The organism is Mesoflavibacter sp. CH_XMU1422-2 (genome assembly GCF_037029245.1).
Classification (GTDB): domain Bacteria; phylum Bacteroidota; class Bacteroidia; order Flavobacteriales; family Flavobacteriaceae; genus Mesoflavibacter; species Mesoflavibacter zeaxanthinifaciens.
Window position 1 is genome coordinate 307,844 of sequence record NZ_JAYMEE010000056.1, and the last position, 19,662, is coordinate 327,505.

The window sequence follows — 19,662 nt, forward strand, 5'->3', positions numbered from 1 at the left end:
ATTGAATACTAAAACTAAATACACGCAATTAATTAAAACCGAAGCAAAACGTCTCGGTTTTTTGTCGTGCGGAATTAGTAAAGCTCAATTTTTAGAAGAAGAAGCGCCACGTTTAGAAAAATGGTTAAATAAGAATATGCATGGTCAAATGTCGTATATGCAAAATCATTTTGATAAGCGTTTAGATCCAACAAAATTAGTAGAAGATTCTAAAAGCGTCATTTCGTTATTACTTAATTATTACCCAGAACAAACGCAAATAGAAGATAGTTACAAGCTATCAAAATACGCATACGGTACAGATTATCATTTTGTAATAAAAGATAAATTAAAGCAACTTCTAGCATTTATAAATGAAGAAATAGGAGAAGTCTATGGTCGTGCTTTTGTAGATTCTGCACCAGTTTTGGATAAAGCTTGGGCAGCAAAAAGTGGGTTAGGTTGGATAGGCAAACATAGTAACCTATTAAGCCAAAAAACGGGCAGCTTTTATTTTATTGCAGAACTAATTATAGATTTAGAGTTAGATTACGATAACCCAACAACTGACCATTGTGGGACATGTACAGCTTGTATAGACGCGTGCCCAACACAAGCAATTGTAGAGCCTTATGTGGTAGATGGAAGTAAATGTATTAGCTATTTTACTATCGAGTTAAAAGACGAATTACCGTCCAATATGAAAGACAAATTTGACGATTGGATGTTTGGATGTGATGTGTGTCAAGATGTTTGTCCATGGAATAGGTTTAGTAAACCTCATAATGAACCATTATTTAATCCGCATCCAGAATTGCTATCTATGACTAAAAATGATTGGCAAGATATTACCAAGGATGTTTTTAATAAACTATTTAAAAAATCAGCGGTTAAACGTACTAAATTTTCTGGTTTACAAAGAAATATTAACTTTTTAAAATAGGTTTAGTAGAGTTTCTAACTATTAAATCTGTATCTAGTACAACCTTTTTATATCTAAATTCCTCATTTTTCTTTTTAGCTTTAATCTCTTTATATAAAACTTTAAAAGCTTCTTTACCCATTTTAAATCCTGGTTGATTTATGGTTGTTAGAGAAGGAGATACAACTGTAGACATAAACCAATTACTAAATCCAACTATAGAAATATCTTCAGGAACTTTTATATTCATTTCATTAAAAGCAGTAATTGCTCCGATAGCAACTAAATCTGTATTTACAAAAATACCATCAACATTTTTATGTTCTTCAACTAATTTTTTTGCATAATATTTCCCTTCTTCAAAACTAACATCATTTAAAACATAAACTAGTTTAGAATCGTAAGGTATGTTAAAATCTTCTAGTGCTTTTTTGTATCCTAAAAATCTATCAATTGAGTTTTGAGGTAGCAATGGACCTCTAAAATGGGCAATTTTTTTACAACCAATTTCAATTAAATACTTTGTAGCTTCATAAGCAGCTTTTCTATCATCAATAATTACCTTCGAGCAGTCAATAATTTTTGCAATTTTATCAAACATAACCAAAGGTGTATCATTATCTATAACCTCTTTAAAATGATCAAATTTAGAAGTGCCATTTGCTATAGAAACTAAAATTCCATCCACTCTTTTGTTTTGTAATAGCTCTAGTTGTTTCTTCTCTAGCTCATAAGACTCGTTAGACTGTAAGATTATAACTAAATACCCTTTTTTTTCTGCCTGCGCAATAATACCCTTAATAACACTAGAGAAAAAATGATGTACAATTTCAGGAACTATTAACCCAATAGTTTTAGACTCTTTAGTTCTTAAATTTACTGCAAAAGAGTTTGGTTTATAATTCATCTCTTTAGCAGTTTTAAGAATAAGCTTTTTGGTTTCAGGATTTACATCAGCGTAACCTTTTAAAGCTTTAGATACAGTAGATACAGAAACATTAATTTTTTCTGCAATTTCCTTTAAAGTAGTTGGCATTTTATATGTTTTTGTAAAAGTAACTAAAATTTACGAAAACGTTTTTGTTATTTTCGAAAACGTTTTCGTTTAGAAATTTATATTTTTATTAAGATCTAGTTATAAATTTGACAACAAACAACTAATAATTTTGAATATTTAAAACTCATTGCATGATGAACACGATTAAAACAAAATGCTTTTTAGCAGTTTCTTTTTTCTTTTCTTTATCGTTTGTATTGGCTCAATCAACGATAAAAGGAAAAGTTAAAGACCTTAGCGGTACACCAATACCAGGTGTTAATGTAATTTTAGACGGAACAACCAAAGGATCTCAAACAGATTTTGAAGGTAATTACACGATTTCTAACGTAGAAAATGGTACTTACATTGTAAAGGTGTCATATTTAGGGTATGCATCCCAATCTAAAAATGTTTCAGTTAATAATGCAGATGTAACATTAAATTTTGATTTAGAAGAAGATACAGAATCTTTAGATGAAATTATTATAACAGGTGTTACTAATCCTAGATCAAAAATTGAATCTAGTGTATCTGTAACAAGTATGAAGCCTAAGGTTATTGCTCAGTCAGCGCCTCGTACAACTGCAGAAATTTTTAGAACGATACCAGGTATTAGATCTGAATCTTCTGGAGGAGAAGGAAACTCCAATATTGCTGTTCGTGGTGTACCAATTTCTTCAGGTGGATCAAAATATGTCCAACTACAAGAAGATGGATTACCAGTGTTGTTATTTGGTGATATTTCTTTTGGTACCGCAGATATTTTTACAAGATTTGATTCTAATGTAGCGCGTATAGAAGCAATAAGAGGTGGATCTGCATCTACATTAACATCAAATGGACCAGGTGGAATTATAAACATCATTAGTAAAACGGGAAAAACAGAAGGTGGTAACTTAGCAACAACAGTTGGTTTAGATTATAATTCTTTTAGAGCAGATTTTGATTATGGTACTAAAGTAGGAGAAGACTTATACTTGCATACAGGTGGTTTTTATCGTGTAGGAGAAGGTGTGAGAGAGACAGGTTTTACGGCTAATAATGGAGGACAATTAAAATTAAGTTTAACAAAAGAATTTGAAAAAGGTCAAATTAGAGTTTATGCTAAATATTTAAATGATAAAGCTGCAGCTTACTTACCAATGCCAATGAAGGTAACAGGAACAAATAGTAATCCAGATTGGAGTAATGCACCTAATTTTGATGCAACAACAGGATCTTTACACTCGTCAAATTTATTACAAACAGTAGGTTTAGGTGCAGATGGACAGTTAAGAAGAGGAGATGTAAGAGACGGTATGCACCCTAAATCTACATCTGTAGGTATGGAAGCAAAATTTGATATAGGTGAAGGTTGGAAAATTAAAAACAACGCAAGATTTTCTGCAAATAGCGGAAGCTTTGTGTCTCCATTTCCAGCAGAAGTTGCTTCAGCATCTTCAATAGCAGATAGTTTTGGAACAGGATCAACATTACAATTTGTAGATGGAACAGCAGTCCCTACAAACAGTTTAGTAGCTAGAATACATATGTTTGATGTAGAGTTAAACAACTTTAACAACTTTATGAATGATTTTAAACTTCAAAAATCTTTTGAAGGTGTAGATTTAACTGTTGGTTACTTTAAATCTTTACAAAATGTGTCAATGTCTTGGTTATGGAATTCTTACTTACAAGAAGTTAATGATGATAACGCAAGATTAATAAATGCATTTGACGCATCAAATAATCCATTAAGTGAAAACGGATTGTATGCTTACGGAGTTCCGTTTTGGGGTAACTGTTGTACAAGAAACTACGATACACAATACAATGTTTCTGCACCATATGCTAACGTAACAGTAGAAGCTACAGATCAATTAACTTTTGATGCAAGTGCAAGGTATGATAAAGGTAGAGTAGATGGTTCTTTTGCAGGCGCAGTAACAACTCAATTTGATGTTAATAATGATGGAGTTATTTCTGTACCAGAACAAAGCGTAGCTGCAATAGATAATGCTAATGTAACACCAGTAGATTACGATTACGATTATTTTTCATACTCAATAGGAGCAAACTTCAAGATTAAAGAAAACCAAGCAGTTTTTGCAAGATATAGTAAAGGTGCTTCAGCAAAAGCAGATAGAATTTTATTTTCTGGATTAAACTATACAGACGGAGATAGAATAAACGCTTTAGACTTTATTAGACAAGCAGAATTAGGTTTTAAACAAGGATTTAAAAACGGAGCTTTGTATGCAACTTTCTTTATGGCTAATACAGCCGAAGAAGGTGGTTTTGAGGCTTCTACAAATAGTATCATAGAAAATGATTATAAATCTAAGGGATTAGAAGTAGAAGGTTTTTACAACATTAATAACTTTAACTTACGCGGTGCTGTAACTTACACAGATGCAGAAGTAGACTCTGGTGCTAACGAAGGTAATACACCAAGAAGACAACCAGATTTTATTTATAACATAATGCCATCTTAATAACTTTGGTGAAACAAAACAAAACTCTATAGGATTAAGCTTTACTGGTCAAACAGAAGCTTATGCGCAGGATAATAACGAATTAGTAATGCCAGGATTTGTTATAGTAAGTGGTTTTGCTAACGTTAAGATTACAGATTCACTTTTTGCTAATATTTCTGCTAACAATATTTTTGACAGTATAGGTGTGACAGAGGTAGAAGAAGGAAGCATTGTAGAAAATCAAGACAATTATGTTAGAGCTAGACCTTTACCAGGAAGATCTATGACACTTGGTTTACAATATAAATTTTAAAATTTATTTGATTTGATTGATAAAAATAGGTTGGTATTTAAAAAGTATCAGCCTATTTTAAATAAAACTAACTGTGAAAACAATAATTCTAAATACTTTTTTTTCATTAATATTTCTTTTCAATACAAGTGTAATTGAAGATCAAAACCAATTTAAAAATAATAATATTCAAGATGTAATAATAGTTTATGGAAGTGATACTTGCCATTACTGTTTGGATACAAAAACATTTTTAGATAAAAACAATATTAAGTATACGTACTATGATATTGATAAAAATGAAAAAGCATTAAATGAAATGCTTAATAAACTAAGAGAAAAAAAAATAAGTGTTTCAGATTTAAAGATACCGGTAATAGATAAAAACGGAAACATCTTTACAAATAACATTAAGTTTGAAGATTTTTTAAATAAGATAAAAGAATAAACGTAATGCTAAAAAAACCAAAATTAAGTTTCTGGCAAATACTAAATATGAATGTTGGGTTTTTCGGAATCCAATACAGTTTTGGTTTACAACAAAGCGCAGTTACACCTATTTACGATTTTCTAGGAGCAAGTCCTGATCAAATCCCAATACTACATTTAGCAGGACCAGTTACAGGTTTAATTGTGCAACCATTAGTTGGTGCTTTAAGTGACAAGACTTGGCATCCTAAGTTAGGTAGACGTAAGCCTTTCTTTTTAATAGGAGCAATATTATGTAGTATAGCTTTGTTAGCTTTTCCGTTTAGTAGTTCATTATGGATGGCTGCTGGTTTGTTATGGATTTTAGACGCAGGTAACAATACTGCTATGGAGCCCTACCGTGCTTTGATTGCAGATAAATTAAGCGAAGAGCAACAACCGCTTGGTTTTCAAATGCAAAGCTTTTTTACAGGATTTGGACAGACGTTAGCTAATTTATCTTTATTTATTTTTCCTTTAATTATAGTTGGTACCACAGGTTCATTACCTTCATGGGTCTATGCATCTTTCTTTTTAGGATCTATATGTTCTATCGGATCTATTTTGTGGAGTATGAGTAAGACTAAAGAAGATCCACCAACAAAAGAAGAGTTAGAGTTAATAAGAAGCAATGATAAAGGAGTTTTTCATCCGTTATTAGAGATAATAGAAGCTATCAAAGATATGCCAAAAGTAATGTGGCAATTAGCTTTAGTATATCTATTTCAGTGGTATGCATTATTTTGTTATTGGCAAAATTCTTCAAAAAGTGTAGCGCTTTCTGTCTGGAATGCTACACCAAGTTCTAATCCAGATGCATATGCAGAAGCAGTTGGTTGGACAGGATTAATTAACGGTTGGTATAATATTATCACATTTTTAGTTGCTTTTGGTTTAGTATATCTAACAAAAAAAATAAAACCAAAACATGTACATGCTATCTGTCTACTTGTAGCAGCAATTGGTTTTTTTGCATTTCCAATTATAGAGAATAAAAATTTATTGTTTGTGGCAATAACAGGATTTGGTATTGGCTGGGCAAGTATGATGGGTATTCCTTATTTAATTGTTGTATCAGACATACCAAAAGAAAGATACGGAGTTTATATGGGAATTATCAATATGATGATAGTTATACCAATGATTATTCAAACATTGTCGTTTGGATACATACTTAAACACTTTTTAGGTAATGATCCAAGAAACGCAATAACTTTTGCAGCAGTATTATTGGTTATCAGTGCTGCGTTAACATTAATTATTAAAACAAAAAATAAAGCTTAATATATGCACTACGAAAAGTCCATAGAGTTACTTTTAAAATGCAGTACAGAAAAAGGATTTGTTGCAAGCGCTCAAGATATTTCAAATTATAAACGTGTTTGGGCTAGAGATGGAGTAATATGTGGTTTATCTGCTTTAGCTTCTGGACATAGAGAGTTAATAAAAACATTTAAAAACACATTACTTACACTAGCAAAGCATCAACACGAAATAGGTACAATACCATCTAATGTAGGTGTTTCAAAAAAAGATGAATCTGTAAGTTATGGTGGATTGGCAGGTCGTGTAGATGCTGCTACTTGGTTTGTAATTGGTGTTTGCCAATACGCTAACTATACTAATGATTTTGCTTTTTTTAATGATTTAAAACCAAAAATATACAAAGTATTACAGCTTTTAAATGCTTGGGAATTTAATAATAAACACCTAATGTATATTCCGTTATCGGGTAATTGGGCTGACGAATATATTACCGACGGATATGTCTTATACGACCAACTATTAAGGTATTGGGCAATACAATCTTTTAATTATTTAGAAAACGATCAAAGCTTAAGTAATAAGCTTATTCAAATAAAAAATCAAATTAAAGCAAACTTTTTTCCTAATTCTAATAAAGAAAAATTTCATGATCGTGCTTATAATGCAATAAAGATAGATTCATTTTTACCATGCTCATTCTCACCATCAGGATATAAAACTAACTACGACGCGTTTGCAAATGCATTGCTGTTAATTTTAGATTTTGGAGATAAAAAATTTAAAAACAAACTAATAGATTACAGTTTAGAATTAGCAGAATCCACAAAATTAGGTTTGCTACCTGCTTTTTGGCCAGTTATAAAACCAAACGATCAACATTGGGATTTACTTAAAGACAACTGTAAATATGAATTTAGAAATTACCCATACGAGTTTCATAACGGTGGTAGTTGGGCAATGGTTAATGGTTTTTTTGGATTAGGACTACTTAAACAAGGAAAAACAGAACAAGCAAAAAAAATACTTAAAAATATAGATAAAGTTAATCAAGTTGAAGATTATAAGTTTTACGAAAACTTTAATACTAAAACAACAGAACCTAACGGAGTGCCTTATTGCGCATGGAGCGCAGCAGCATCTGTATTACTTACTCAGTCTATAAAACAACAAATAAAATTTATTTAAATTGAAAACTATAGATATTTTATGCGTTGGTGAAGTATTGTTAGATTTTATTGGAGAAGAAGCTAATAAAACGGTACAAACAACAAGCGCATATAAAAGATACTTAGGAGGCTCTCCTACAAATGTTGCAGTAAATGCAGTAAAGCTAGGCTTAAAATCTGCATTAGTTGCTACTTGTGGTAATGATGGATTAGGAAGTTTTGTAGAAGATAAATTAACCAAAAGCAATGTAGATGTAAGTGCACTAAATAAAATTGAAGAGTATCCAACATCTATCATTTTAGTGGCAAAATCTACAGAAACTCCAGATTTTTTACCATTTAGACAAGCAGATTTTCATATAAATGAAAGTCAAATTTCAGAACAATTAATAGAGTCGTCAAAAATTTACCATACAACTTGTTTTGCGTTAAGTAAAAATCCGGCAAGAACAACAATTCTAAATAAAGCAAAAAAAGCAAAAGAAAAAGGATTGTCACTTAGTATAGATATAAATTATTCTGAAAAAATTTGGCCAAACACAGAAGAGGCAATTTCTGTAATTAAAGAATATCTAAAACTAGATCCCTTAGTAAAATTAAGTTTAGATGATTGTAAGCGATTATTTAAAGAAGATAAAAAAGACCAATTTATTTTTGATTATTTTCATTCTTTAGGTGCATCATTAGTATGTTTAACAAAAGGAAGTAATGGAGTTGTGGTGTCTGATAAGTCTGGAGAGTTAATAGAAAAAGCAAGCTTAAAAATAGAAAATATTAAAGACGCAACAGGTGCTGGTGATGCTTTTTGGACAGGTTTTTTATATAGTCAATTAAATAATAAAAAATTAGAGGATAGTGTTGATTTTGCTCAAAAAATAGCAAAACAAAAACTTCAACACATTGGAGGTTTACCTAATCAAGTTAAGTTTTAAAAAAATTATTCATAATTTTAAAAAAAGCTACCTATTAAAGGTGGCTTTTTTTATACACTAATTTTAAGCAAACAATTATATAGCTTACATTTGTAATTCAATTTAAACTTAAAAAAATTCCGCGTAAGCAGAAACATTATATCCTTATGAGTAAACAAAGTAGACGTCGCGAAGCTTTAGTATATCACGCAAAGCCAACTCCAGGAAAAATAAAAGTAGTACCAACAAAAAAATATGCAACTCAAAGAGATTTGTCTCTTGCATATTCACCAGGTGTTGCAGAGCCTTGTTTAGAAATAGAAAAAGATAAAAATAATGCCTATAAATATACTTCTAAAGGAAATTTAGTAGCAGTAATATCTAACGGAACAGCAGTTTTAGGGTTAGGAGATATTGGTCCAGAAGCATCAAAACCAGTAATGGAAGGTAAAGGTTTATTATTTAAAATCTTTGCTGATATTGACGTGTTTGATATAGAAGTTGATACAAGAAATGTAGAAGAATTTATCCAAACCGTAAAAAATATAGCTCCAACTTTTGGAGGGATAAATTTAGAAGATATTAAAGCGCCAGAAGCTTTTGAAATAGAGCGTAGATTAAAAGAAGAACTGGATATTCCAGTAATGCATGATGACCAACATGGTACTGCTATTATATCTGCAGCAGCATTATTAAATGCTTTAGAGTTAGCAGAAAAAAAGATAGATGAAGTGAAAATTGTAGTAAGTGGTGCAGGTGCTGCTGCTATCTCATGTACAAGACTATATCAAGCTTTTGGAGCAAAACGCGAAAACATTGTCATGTTAGACAGTAAAGGTGTAATTAGAAGTGATAGGGATAACTTAACAGCTCAAAAAGCAGAATTTGCAACCGATAGAAAAATAAATACATTAGAAGAAGCAATGCAAGATGCAGATGTCTTTATTGGCTTATCAACGTCAGATATTGTAAATCAAGAGATGTTACGTTCAATGTCTGTAAATCCTATTGTATTTGCTATGGCAAATCCAGATCCAGAAATAGCTTATGATTTAGCAATAGCAACTAGAGAAGATATTATAATGGCTACAGGACGTAGTGATCATCCTAACCAAGTAAATAACGTATTAGGTTTCCCATTTATTTTTAGAGGTGCTTTAGATGTTCGAGCAACAAAAATTAACGAAGCTATGAAAATGGCAGCAGTTAAAGCTTTAGCAGATTTAGCTAAAGAACCAGTGCCAGAACAAGTAAATATAGCTTATGGCGAAACGCGTTTAGCATTTGGTAAAGATTACATTATACCAAAACCATTTGACCCAAGATTAATTTCTGAAGTACCACCAGCAGTAGCAAAAGCAGCTATGGAAAGTGGTGTAGCAAAAGAGCCAATTGAAGATTGGGAAAAATATAAAGACGAATTAATGCAACGTCTTGGATCTGATAACAAATTAATGCGTTTGTTATTTAATCGTGCTAAGATGAATCCTAAGCGTGTTGTATTTGCAGAAGCAGATCAGTTAGACGTACTAAAAGCAGCTCAAGTTGTATATGAAGAAGGTATTGCACATCCAATTTTGTTAGGTCGTCAAGAAGAAATAGAGCGTCTTAAAGAAGAAATAGAGTTTGATGCAGAAGTGCCTATTATAGACCCAAAATCAGATGAGCAGTTAGAGCAAAAAAATAAATATGCTCAAGTCTATTGGGAACAACGTCAAAGACGTGGCGTAACTCTTTTTAATGCACAAAAGATTATGCGAGAGCGTAATTATTTTGCAGCTATGATGGTTAACGAAGGAGATGCAGATGCTGTAATTACAGGATATTCTCGTAGTTACCCTTCTGTTGTAAAACCAATGTTAGAACTATTTGGTTTAGCACCTGGTTCTTCAAGAATAGCTACAACAAACTTAATGATGACACAACGTGGACCATTATTTTTAAGTGATACGGCTATAAATGTAGATCCTTCTGCTAAAGATTTAGCTAGAATAGCTCAGATGACAGCAAAAACCATGAAAATGTTTGGTTTAGAGCCTGTAATGGCAATGACCTCATATTCTAATTTTGGTTCATCAACAAATCCAAGAGCATCAAAGGTAAGAGAAGCTGTAAGTTACTTACATAGAGCTTATCCAGATTTAGTAGTAGATGGAGAGTTGCAAACAGATTTTGCTCTTAATAGTAAAATGCTTCAAGACATTTTTCCTTTTTCAAAATTAGCAGGACGTAAAGTAAATGCATTAATATTTCCTAATTTAGATGCAGCTAATATTACTTACAAGCTTTTAAAAGAATTGAATAAAGCAGATTCTATAGGACCAATTATGATGGGTATGAAAAAACCCGCTCATATACTACAATTAGATGCAAGTGTAGACGAAATTGTAAGTATGGCAGCTATAGCAGTAATAGATGCTCAGCAAAAGCAAAAACTAGAAGAAAGTCTAAGGAATAAGAAGTAATTTTGAGTAAGAATAATTTTATTACATTTGAGGGTTTAATAGGGCTATTTTATGATTACTCATATACAAGGTAAATTAGTAGAAAAAAATCCGACAGATGTTGTAATAGACTGCAATGGTGTAGGTTATTTGCTAAATATCTCACTTCATACGTATTCTCAAATACCAGATCAAGAAGCATTAAAACTGTATACACATCTTCAAGTAAGAGAAGATGCGCATACGCTTTTTGGTTTTGCGTCTTTAGCAGAAAGAGAAGTGTTTAGACTATTAATTTCGGTAAGTGGTATTGGTGCAAATACTGCAAGAACAATGTTGTCTTCATTAACTCCAAAACAAATTAGAGAAGGTATTGCTACAGAAGATGTGGCTTTAATTCAATCTATAAAAGGAATTGGAGCCAAAACAGCACAAAGAGTAATCATAGATTTAAAGGATAAAATTCTAAAAATCTACGATATAGATGAAGTTTCTGTTAAAGAAAGCAATACTAATAAAGAAGAAGCGTTATCTGCATTAGAAGTTTTAGGTTTTGCTAAAAAGCAAGCCGAAAAAGTTATAGATCAAATAGTGGCTCAACAACCAGATGCCAACGTAGAAACTATAATAAAACTAGCACTAAAAAATTTATAATTTATTTTGAATACAACTCAACATAGTTTTTATAAATCCACTCTAACTAACCTATTTACCACTTTTTTATTACTATTTAGTGTTGTTATTGTAGCTCAAGAAACTCCAGAAACAGAAACCGATAGTACCAAAACAGGTTATAATTTAGGGCAAATACAAATGCCTAATCCTAGCAGCATTGTTTCAAAATATACTTATGATGCAGTAACAGATAGATATATTTATACCGAATCTGTTGGCGAATTTAATATTAACTATCCTGTAATTTTAACACCACAAGAGTATCAAGCTTTAGTAGATAAAGAAAATATGCAATCTTACTATAAAGAGAAGATTGATGCTTATGATGGTAAGAAAGAAAACTCAGAAGAAGCACAGAAAAACCTTTTACCAGAATTTTATGTGAATTCAGGTTTTTTTGAAAGCATTTTTGGAGGAAATACTATTGAGTTTATCCCTCAAGGATCTGTAGAAATGGATTTAGGTATCCTTTTTACAAAGCAAGATAACCCTTCATTTTCACCAAGAAACAGACGTAATTTTACTTTCGACTTTGATCAACGTATTAGCTTAAGTATGTTGGGTAAAGTAGGAACACGTTTACAAGTAAATGCAAATTACGATACACAGTCTACGTTTGATTTTCAAAACGTAATAAAATTAGAATATACACCAACAGAAGACGATATCATTCAAAAAATTGAAGTTGGTAACGTTAACATGCCTTTAAACAACTCATTAATTTCAGGAGCTCAAAGTTTATTTGGTGTTAAAACACAACTTAAATTTGGTAAAACAACAATTACAGGTGTGTTTTCAGATCAAAGATCAGACACAAGATCTGTAGTTGCTCAAGGTGGCGGAACTTTAGATGAATTTGACTTTTTTATTAGAGATTATGATGAAAACCGTCACTTCTTCTTAGCACAATATTTCCGTAACAACTATGATAAAGCATTAGAAAACTACCCGTTTATAAATAACAATATTCAGATTACAAGAATAGAAGTATGGGTAACAAACAGAAGTAATCAAACGCAAAATGTACGTAACGTTGTAGCGTTTCAAGATTTAGGAGAAACAGGTGTTATAGGTAATGCTGGTGTAAATGTTTATCAAGGTCCAAACGCATTTCCGGATAACGGAAACAACGGTTTAGATCCAACAATTATTGGGCAGCCAATGTCTCAATTAACAGATGCAGTTAGAGATATTGCAACGGTACAAAACGGAATTTTAATACCTGGTTTTAACGAAGGTTTCGACTTTGCAAAACAAGAAAATACCAGAAAGTTAATAGAAGGACAAGAATATAAAGTAAATACACAATTAGGATATATTTCATTAAATCAAAGACTTAATAACGATGAAGTTTTAGCAGTAGCTTATCAATATACTGTTGGTGGGCAAGTATTTCAAGTAGGAGAATTTGCTAACGATGGTCTTGATGCAACAGATGTTAATACCAACTCTCAAGGTCAAGTAACTAATGTAACTAACAACGCATTAGTTTTAAAACTTTTAAAAAGTAGTATTACTAGTGTACAGCAGCCAATTTGGGATCTAATGATGAAAAATATTTACGATACCGGAGCTTATCAATTAAGTCAAGAAGATTTTAAGCTTAATATCTTTTATAACGAAGCTGCACCACTTAACTATATCACACCAGTAGAAGGAACATCTTTTCCTACAGTAGATTTAGATAATAATCCAACAACAGATGATGAGGTTATACAAGAAACTACGCTGCTAAGATTATTCAATTTTGATAAACTAAATTTTAATAATGATCCTCAAATAGGAGGAGACGGATTTTTTGATTTTGTATCAGGAATAACTGTAATACCAGAAAACGGTAAAATAGTTTTTACTAAAGTAGAACCGTTTGGACGTTATTTATTCGACTTATTAGATGATGATGGTAACCCAGGTGATAATGCTGCAGATTATGAAGCAGATACTTACACTAACCCAAACCAAGAAAAATACGTTTATGACTTGTTATATAAAGCAACAAAAACTGCTGCTTTAGACGAGTCCGAAAAAAATAAATTCCAAATAAAAGGACGTTACAAATCGTCTGGTGGTGATGGTATCCCGATTGGAGGATCTAATGTGCCAAGAGGATCAGTACGTGTACAAGCAGGAGGACGAGTGTTAGTAGAAGGTGTAGATTATACAGTAAATTATCAGTTAGGTAGAGTATATATTATTGATGATGCTTTAAAAGCTTCAAACACACCAATTCAAGTTTCTACAGAAAATAACTCAATCTTTGGGCAACAAACTAAACGTTTTACAGGAATAAATGTAGAACATCGTTTTAACGAAAACTTTGTGGTTGGCGCTACGTATTTAAACCTTAATGAAAGACCAATCACGCAAAAAGCTAACTACGCAACAGAGCCAATAAACAATACAATTTTAGGTTTTAATGGTAACTTTTCAACAGAAGTTCCTTTCTTCACAAGATTAGTTAATAAGCTACCAAATATAGATACAGACGCACCATCTAATTTATCTGTTCGTGGTGACTTTGCATACTTACTACCAGGCGCACCAAAAGGAACTAATTTTAATGGAGAAGCTACTGCATATATAGATGATTTTGAAGGGACTCAAAACGGAATTGATCTAAAATCACCTCAAGCTTGGACACTATCTTCTAGACCTTTAAATTTAAATAACTCGACAGCTTTTGATGCTGTTGGTATTGAAAACGGTTACGGTAGAGCAATGTTAAACTGGTACTCTATAGATCCAATTTTCTACGGAAGTCAAAGACCAACAGGTATCTCAGATGATGATATGTCAAGCCTTTATACAAGCCGAGTATTTGTAAACGAACTTTTTCCGCAGCAAGATATAGCTCAAGGACAAACTACAGTTATTAATACTTTAGACTTAGTTTATTATCCAGATGAACGTGGTCCCTACAATTTTCAACCAGGTTCTGAGAATGGAAATACAGTAAATCCTGAAGAGAGTTGGGCAGGTATAACTAGACAAATAACATCTACAGATTTTGAGCAATCTAATGTTGAGTATATCGAGTTTTGGCTTCAAGATCCATTCCAAGAAAATCCATCTAATCCAGGAGGTAAATTATTTATAAATCTTGGAAGTATTTCAGAAGATATCTTAAAAGATGGACGTAAACAATATGAAAACGGTTTACCACAAGACGGTAATATTAGTTTGTTGCCTCAAACAGCTTACCAGTCTGTAGTACCACAAAACCAAGCGTTAATTTATGCATTTGATACGACAGGAGAAGAAAGAACTAATCAAGATGTTGGATTTGATGGTTATAATGATGCAGAAGAAGCAGCTAATTTTCCAGCAGCATTTTCTGGTATAGCAGATCCAGCAAAAGATAACTACAACTATTATTTAAATGCAGAAGGCGATTTGTTTGAGCGTTACAAACAATATAACGGTGTAGATGGTAACTCTCCAGATTTCTTTAGCGATACTAACAGAGGATCAACAACACAACCAGATGTAGAAGATGTTAATCGTGATAATACTATGAATACTATTGATAGCTATTATCAATATGAAATAGAAATAACACCAGCTACATTAAACTTAGATAACGAATTTATTGTTGATACTAAAAATGTTAACGGAAACAGTAATCCAAGAGTTTTACCAAACGGAGATACCGCTTATCCAAAATGGTATCAATTTAGAATACCAGTAAGTTCTGGTGAAGCTGTAAATGGTATTACAGACTTAAGATCTATAAGGTTTACAAGACTATTCTTAAATGGCTTTGAGCAAGCTACAGTATTTAGATTTGGTACATTAGATCTAGTAAGAAGTGATTGGAGAAGATTTAGATTAGCATTAGATGGCGGTCCAACAGATCCAACATTTGAAGATACAGATTTTAGCGTAGGTGCAGTAAGTACACAAGAAAACGAAGGTAGTTATGTATCGCCACCAAGCGTAGTTCCAGAACAATTAAATAATAACAATACCATTGTTAGGCAAAATGAACAGTCTTTAGTCGTTAAAGTATGTGATTTAAAAGCTAAAGATGCTAGAGCTGTATTTAAGAATATTGCAATAGATATGCGTCAATATAAAAAGTTGCGTATGTTTATGCATGCACGTCAAGGCGAAACACCTGGTTTAGGAGATAATGAGATGGTAGGGTTTATAAGAATGGGTAACGATTTAACCCAAAACTATTATCAAATTGAAATTCCATTAGAAGTTTACAACGGAGGCGGTACAGCAGAAGATTTTTGGCCAGAAGTAAATGAAATAAACTTAAAACTTGAAGTTTTACAACGCCTAAAAGCTTTAGCTATTAGTAACCAAACCTTAACAAGTGGTCAGGCTAATTTTTATGATGTTGTAGGAGATGATTTAATAGAGGTTCCTTTTTCTGAACAATTTGAAGGTTATGTATCTGGTCAACATCGTGTGGCAATAAAAGGTAATCCTAATTTTGGAGATATTAGAACCTTAATGGTTGGTGTAAAAAACGCAACTAATAGTAATTTATGTGGTGACGTTTGGTTTAATGAGCTAAGACTATCAGACATGAATAACGAAGGTGGTTGGGCTGCAGTAATGAGTGTAGATACTAATTTAGCAGACTTTGCAACAGTAAGTGCTACAGGTAGAATGAGCACTTCTGGTTTTGGAGACATCAACCAAGGACCTAGCGAACGTAGCTTAGAAGATGTAAAACAATATGATGTTGTAACTAATGTTAATATTGGTCAATTATTACCAGAAAAATGGGGATTACAAATACCATTTAATTATGGTCAAGGAGTAGAAGTGGTAACACCAAAGTTTGATCAACAATACGAAGATTTAGAGTTACAAACACGAATGGATGAGGCTGCAGACGATGCTGAACGTGATCAAATTTTAGAACAATCCGAAGAATATACTAAAAGAAAAAGCATCAACTTTATCGGAGTTAAAAAGAATAGAACAGGAGAAGCAAAACCTCGTTTTTACGATGTAGAAAATTTAACACTTAACTACTCTTATAACAAAACAGAACATAGAGATTTTGAAATTAAAAACTCTGTAGACAAACAAGTAAGAGCAGGCGTTAATTATGCTTATAATTTCGAACCAAAAGTAATTGAGCCATTTAAGAAAAATGATTCTTTATTTACAGGAGAATATTGGAAGCTGTTAAAAGATTTAAACTTTAATGTGTTACCTGCTAGTTTTACTGTAAACACAGATTTAAACCGTCAGTATAATAGGCAAAAGTTTAGAGACATAGATTTAGGAGGTAATAATATTGGATTAGAGGAACTATACAGAAGAAACTACACTTTCGACTATCAATACAATATCAACTGGAATCTTACAAAATCACTTCAACTTAACTTATCTGCTTCAAATAACAATATTGTTCGTAATTATTTTAAAGACAATATTATTAACGGAGAACCAGATCCTATGCTAGATGTTTGGGACGGTTTCTTTGATTTTGGAGATCCAAACCGTCAACAACAACAAGTTGGTATTAATTATGAAATTCCTTTTGCTAAAATCCCAACCTTAAACTTTATAAAAGCAACTTATAGTTACTCTGGGTTATACCAGTGGCAAAAAGGATCTGATTTATTTGGTAATCTTACAGCAGATGATGGTAATACATACGATTTAGGTAACTCAATTTCCAATGGTAATTCACACAATATTAATTCAACTTTAGACATGAATAAGTTGTATAAATATTTAGGTATAGCAAAAAAGAGAAGTCCAAGACGTAGTAATAGGGTTAGCAGGACACGTGGCGCTCAACCACCAGCTGTTGCCAATAAAGATGAAAAAGCAAAGCAAAAGAAAAGCGGAGATGGTTTTGGAGCCAAACTAGGCAACTTTGGTATAGGAATATTAACATCGATAAAACGTATACAAGCTGTTTATAGCGAAACTAATGGGACATATTTACCAGGATACCTACAAACACCAGGTTTTTTAGGGACATCAAAGCCAACATTAGGTTATACTTTAGGTAGTCAAAGAGATGTGCGTGATCTTGCAGCAAGAAATGGATGGTTAACCATCTTCCCAGATTTTAATCAGCAGTATACGACTAACCAAACTAAACAGTTAGATTTATCTGCAAACTTAGAGCCGGTTAAAGATTTAAAAATTGATTTAATTGGATTTAGGACTTATGCAGAAAATTATACAGAAAACTACCGTATAGAAAATGACGAGTATGTGTCCTTAACACCAAATACGTACGGTAATTTTAGTATATCAGCATTTACACTGCCAACAGCATTTAGTAAAAGTGATGAGAACGGATCTCAAGCATTTGATGATTTTAGAGCAAATAGAATTGAAGTTGCAAAACGTTTAGCCACACAAAGAGGAATTGATGTGACAGATCCTACAAATTTAGATGCAGAAGGTTATCCAAAAGGGTTTGGTAAAACAAGTCAACAAGTATTATTGCCATCATTTGTTAGTGCATATACAGGAAGAGGCGCTAACAAAACTCCATTAGATGCATTAAGAGATATACCAATTCCTAACTGGGATTTAAAGTATACAGGTTTTATGAAGTTTAATTGGTTTAAAAAACGATTTAAACGCTTCTCTTTAACACACGGTTATCGTTCAACATATACCATTCAACAGTTTAGAACAAACTTAGATTATACGCCAATAGATTTTACAGTAGATTACGATTCTCAACCAAACGAAGCTTTAGATCAAGCAGGAAACTATAAAGCAAAAAGTTTATTAAGCGGTGTAACTTTAACAGAAATGTTTAGCCCATTATTCCGTTTTGATATGGAGATGAAAAACTCAGTAAGAGTACTTTTAGAGATGAAAAAAGACCGTATGCTATCATTAAGTTTTGATAATAATCTAATGACCGAAATTGCAGGAAACGAGTATACGGTAGGATTAGGTTACCGCCTTAAAGACGTACGCATAAAATCAAAATTAGCAGGACCAAGACGATCAATAGTATCAGATTTAATTATGTCTGCAGACTTGTCTGTAAGAGATAACAAAACAATAATTAGATACTTAGATGTAGATAACAACCAAATAACAAGCGGTCAAACCATTTGGGGATTAAAATACAATGCAGAATATGCTTTTAGTAGAAACCTAACAGGTATTTTTTACTTTGATTATACTTTCTCAGAATATGCAATTTCAACAGCATTTCCTCAAACAACAATTAGATCAGGTTTGACACTTAGATATAATTTCGGAAATTAGTAATTCTTTATTTGAAATTATTACTCATTTAAATACATTTGTAGCAACTTAAAAAATAAAAGATGAATATTCCAGCAGATTTAAAATATACTAAAGACCACGAATGGGTTAAAATTGAAGGCGACCAAATAACAGTTGGTATTACAGATTTTGCTCAAAGTGAGTTAGGAGATATAGTTTACGTTGAGGTTGAAACTTTAAACGAAACATTAGATGCAGAAGAAGTTTTTGGAACAGTAGAAGCAGTAAAAACAGTATCAGACTTATTCTTACCTGTAGCAGGAGAGATTATTGCTTTTAATGATTCTTTAGAAGACGAACCAGAAAAAGTAAACACAGATCCTTACGGAGAAGGTTGGATGATTAAAGTAAAAGTATCTGATGTAACATCATTAGACAGCTTACTTTCTGCAGAAGATTATAAAGCCATAATTGGTGCGTAAATTATTAGTATTACTTAGCATAGGTTACTCAATTGTACTTACAATATTAAGTTTATTGCCACAAGTAGGACCAAGTAATATGCCAAGTAATAGTGATAAGGTATTTCATGCAATTGCTTATATGTTTTTTACCATGATTTGGTATCTAACACTAAAACAAAGTTACTTTTTAAAAAAAGCTTTAAGTAAAGCAGTTGGATTAGCCATAGTTTTTGGCATAATTATTGAAATATTACAACATACATTAACACAGCACAGAGAAGCAGATATTAAAGATGTAGTTGCCAATATAATAGGAGCTCTTTTAGCTGTATTGATTATTAAATTAGCGTTAAAAATGAAAGTTAAAAACAACTAATACCTTGTTTTTTTAGCAAATAAAT

The 19,662-nt window shown here is 32.0% G+C and carries 13 protein-coding genes; 12 read left to right on the forward strand and 1 reads right to left on the reverse strand.

Annotation, left to right across the window (positions count from 1 at the left end; all coding sequences use genetic code 11):
• Position 1: 1 nt before the first annotated feature.
• Positions 2 to 922: a tRNA epoxyqueuosine(34) reductase QueG gene (gene queG, locus WA340_RS07380; protein ID WP_106677457.1), complete on the forward strand. Its 921-nt coding sequence runs from the start codon at positions 2 to 4 to the stop codon at positions 920 to 922.
• Here the strand turns inward: queG and WA340_RS07385 are convergent.
• Entirely contained in the window at positions 906 to 1,937 is a 1,032-nt protein-coding gene (locus tag WA340_RS07385; protein ID WP_336068237.1) for a LacI family DNA-binding transcriptional regulator, read from the reverse strand. The two genes, queG and WA340_RS07385, sit on opposite strands and share 17 nt — an antisense overlap.
• Before the next feature lie 155 nt (positions 1,938 to 2,092).
• Here WA340_RS07385 and WA340_RS07390 point away from each other — a divergent pair, with 155 nt between their 5' ends.
• From WA340_RS07390 to WA340_RS07440, 11 genes are all read left to right on the forward strand, one after another.
• Positions 2,093 to 4,414: a TonB-dependent receptor domain-containing protein gene (locus WA340_RS07390; protein WP_336128214.1), complete on the forward strand. Its 2,322-nt coding sequence runs from the start codon at positions 2,093 to 2,095 to the stop codon at positions 4,412 to 4,414.
• 88 nt (positions 4,415 to 4,502) lie between these two features.
• On the forward strand, positions 4,503 to 4,709 hold the full coding sequence (locus tag WA340_RS07395; protein WP_336128215.1) for a hypothetical protein: 207 nt from the start codon (positions 4,503 to 4,505) through the stop codon (positions 4,707 to 4,709).
• Positions 4,710 to 4,782: 73 nt separating this feature from the next.
• A complete protein-coding gene (locus WA340_RS07400) occupies positions 4,783 to 5,136 on the forward strand; it encodes a glutaredoxin family protein (RefSeq protein ID WP_336128216.1) in 354 nt (117 codons plus the stop codon).
• Positions 5,137 to 5,141: 5 nt separating this feature from the next.
• A complete protein-coding gene (locus WA340_RS07405) occupies positions 5,142 to 6,440 on the forward strand; it encodes an MFS transporter (RefSeq protein ID WP_336128217.1) in 1,299 nt (432 codons plus the stop codon).
• A 3-nt stretch (positions 6,441 to 6,443) separates the two neighbouring features.
• On the forward strand, positions 6,444 to 7,607 hold the full coding sequence (locus WA340_RS07410; RefSeq protein WP_336128219.1) for an amylo-alpha-1,6-glucosidase: 1,164 nt from the start codon (positions 6,444 to 6,446) through the stop codon (positions 7,605 to 7,607).
• A 1-nt stretch (position 7,608) separates the two neighbouring features.
• The gene (locus WA340_RS07415; protein ID WP_336128221.1) at positions 7,609 to 8,520 is read left to right on the forward strand and encodes a carbohydrate kinase family protein; all 912 of its coding nucleotides are present in this window, start codon (positions 7,609 to 7,611) and stop codon (positions 8,518 to 8,520) included.
• Between the two features lie 146 nt (positions 8,521 to 8,666).
• Positions 8,667 to 10,964: an NADP-dependent malic enzyme gene (locus WA340_RS07420; RefSeq protein WP_336128222.1), complete on the forward strand. Its 2,298-nt coding sequence runs from the start codon at positions 8,667 to 8,669 to the stop codon at positions 10,962 to 10,964.
• A gap of 51 nt (positions 10,965 to 11,015) precedes the next feature.
• Positions 11,016 to 11,597 (forward strand): Holliday junction branch migration protein RuvA, encoded by a 582-nt coding sequence (gene ruvA / locus WA340_RS07425; protein ID WP_336128224.1) that lies wholly within the window; start codon positions 11,016 to 11,018, stop codon positions 11,595 to 11,597.
• 6 nt (positions 11,598 to 11,603) lie between these two features.
• Positions 11,604 to 18,836 (forward strand): T9SS outer membrane translocon Sov/SprA, encoded by a 7,233-nt coding sequence (gene sov / locus WA340_RS07430; RefSeq protein WP_336128225.1) that lies wholly within the window; start codon positions 11,604 to 11,606, stop codon positions 18,834 to 18,836.
• Between the two features lie 62 nt (positions 18,837 to 18,898).
• Complete coding sequence (gcvH, locus tag WA340_RS07435) at positions 18,899 to 19,279, forward strand: glycine cleavage system protein GcvH (RefSeq protein WP_336128226.1); 381 nt, start codon at positions 18,899 to 18,901, stop codon at positions 19,277 to 19,279.
• Positions 19,272 to 19,637, forward strand: coding sequence for a VanZ family protein (locus WA340_RS07440; protein WP_336128228.1), 366 nt, complete (start codon positions 19,272 to 19,274; stop codon positions 19,635 to 19,637). The genes gcvH and WA340_RS07440 overlap by 8 nt, the downstream gene beginning before the upstream one ends.
• Positions 19,638 to 19,662 lie beyond the last annotated feature (25 nt).

What these genes read in the sequence shown, in the direction of transcription:
- WA340_RS07385 (WP_336068237.1), bottom strand. Translation starts at nt 1,937, where the DNA reads ATGCCAACTACTTTAAAGGAAATTGCAGAAAAAATTAATGTTTCTGTA.
- WA340_RS07390 (WP_336128214.1), top strand. Translation starts at nt 2,093, where the DNA reads ATGAACACGATTAAAACAAAATGCTTTTTAGCAGTTTCTTTTTTCTTT.
- WA340_RS07395 (WP_336128215.1), top strand. Translation starts at nt 4,503, where the DNA reads ATGCCAGGATTTGTTATAGTAAGTGGTTTTGCTAACGTTAAGATTACA.
- WA340_RS07405 (WP_336128217.1), top strand. Translation starts at nt 5,142, where the DNA reads ATGCTAAAAAAACCAAAATTAAGTTTCTGGCAAATACTAAATATGAAT.
- WA340_RS07410 (WP_336128219.1), top strand. Translation starts at nt 6,444, where the DNA reads ATGCACTACGAAAAGTCCATAGAGTTACTTTTAAAATGCAGTACAGAA.
- WA340_RS07420 (WP_336128222.1), top strand. Translation starts at nt 8,667, where the DNA reads ATGAGTAAACAAAGTAGACGTCGCGAAGCTTTAGTATATCACGCAAAG.
- ruvA (WP_336128224.1), top strand. Translation starts at nt 11,016, where the DNA reads ATGATTACTCATATACAAGGTAAATTAGTAGAAAAAAATCCGACAGAT.
- gcvH (WP_336128226.1), top strand. Translation starts at nt 18,899, where the DNA reads ATGAATATTCCAGCAGATTTAAAATATACTAAAGACCACGAATGGGTT.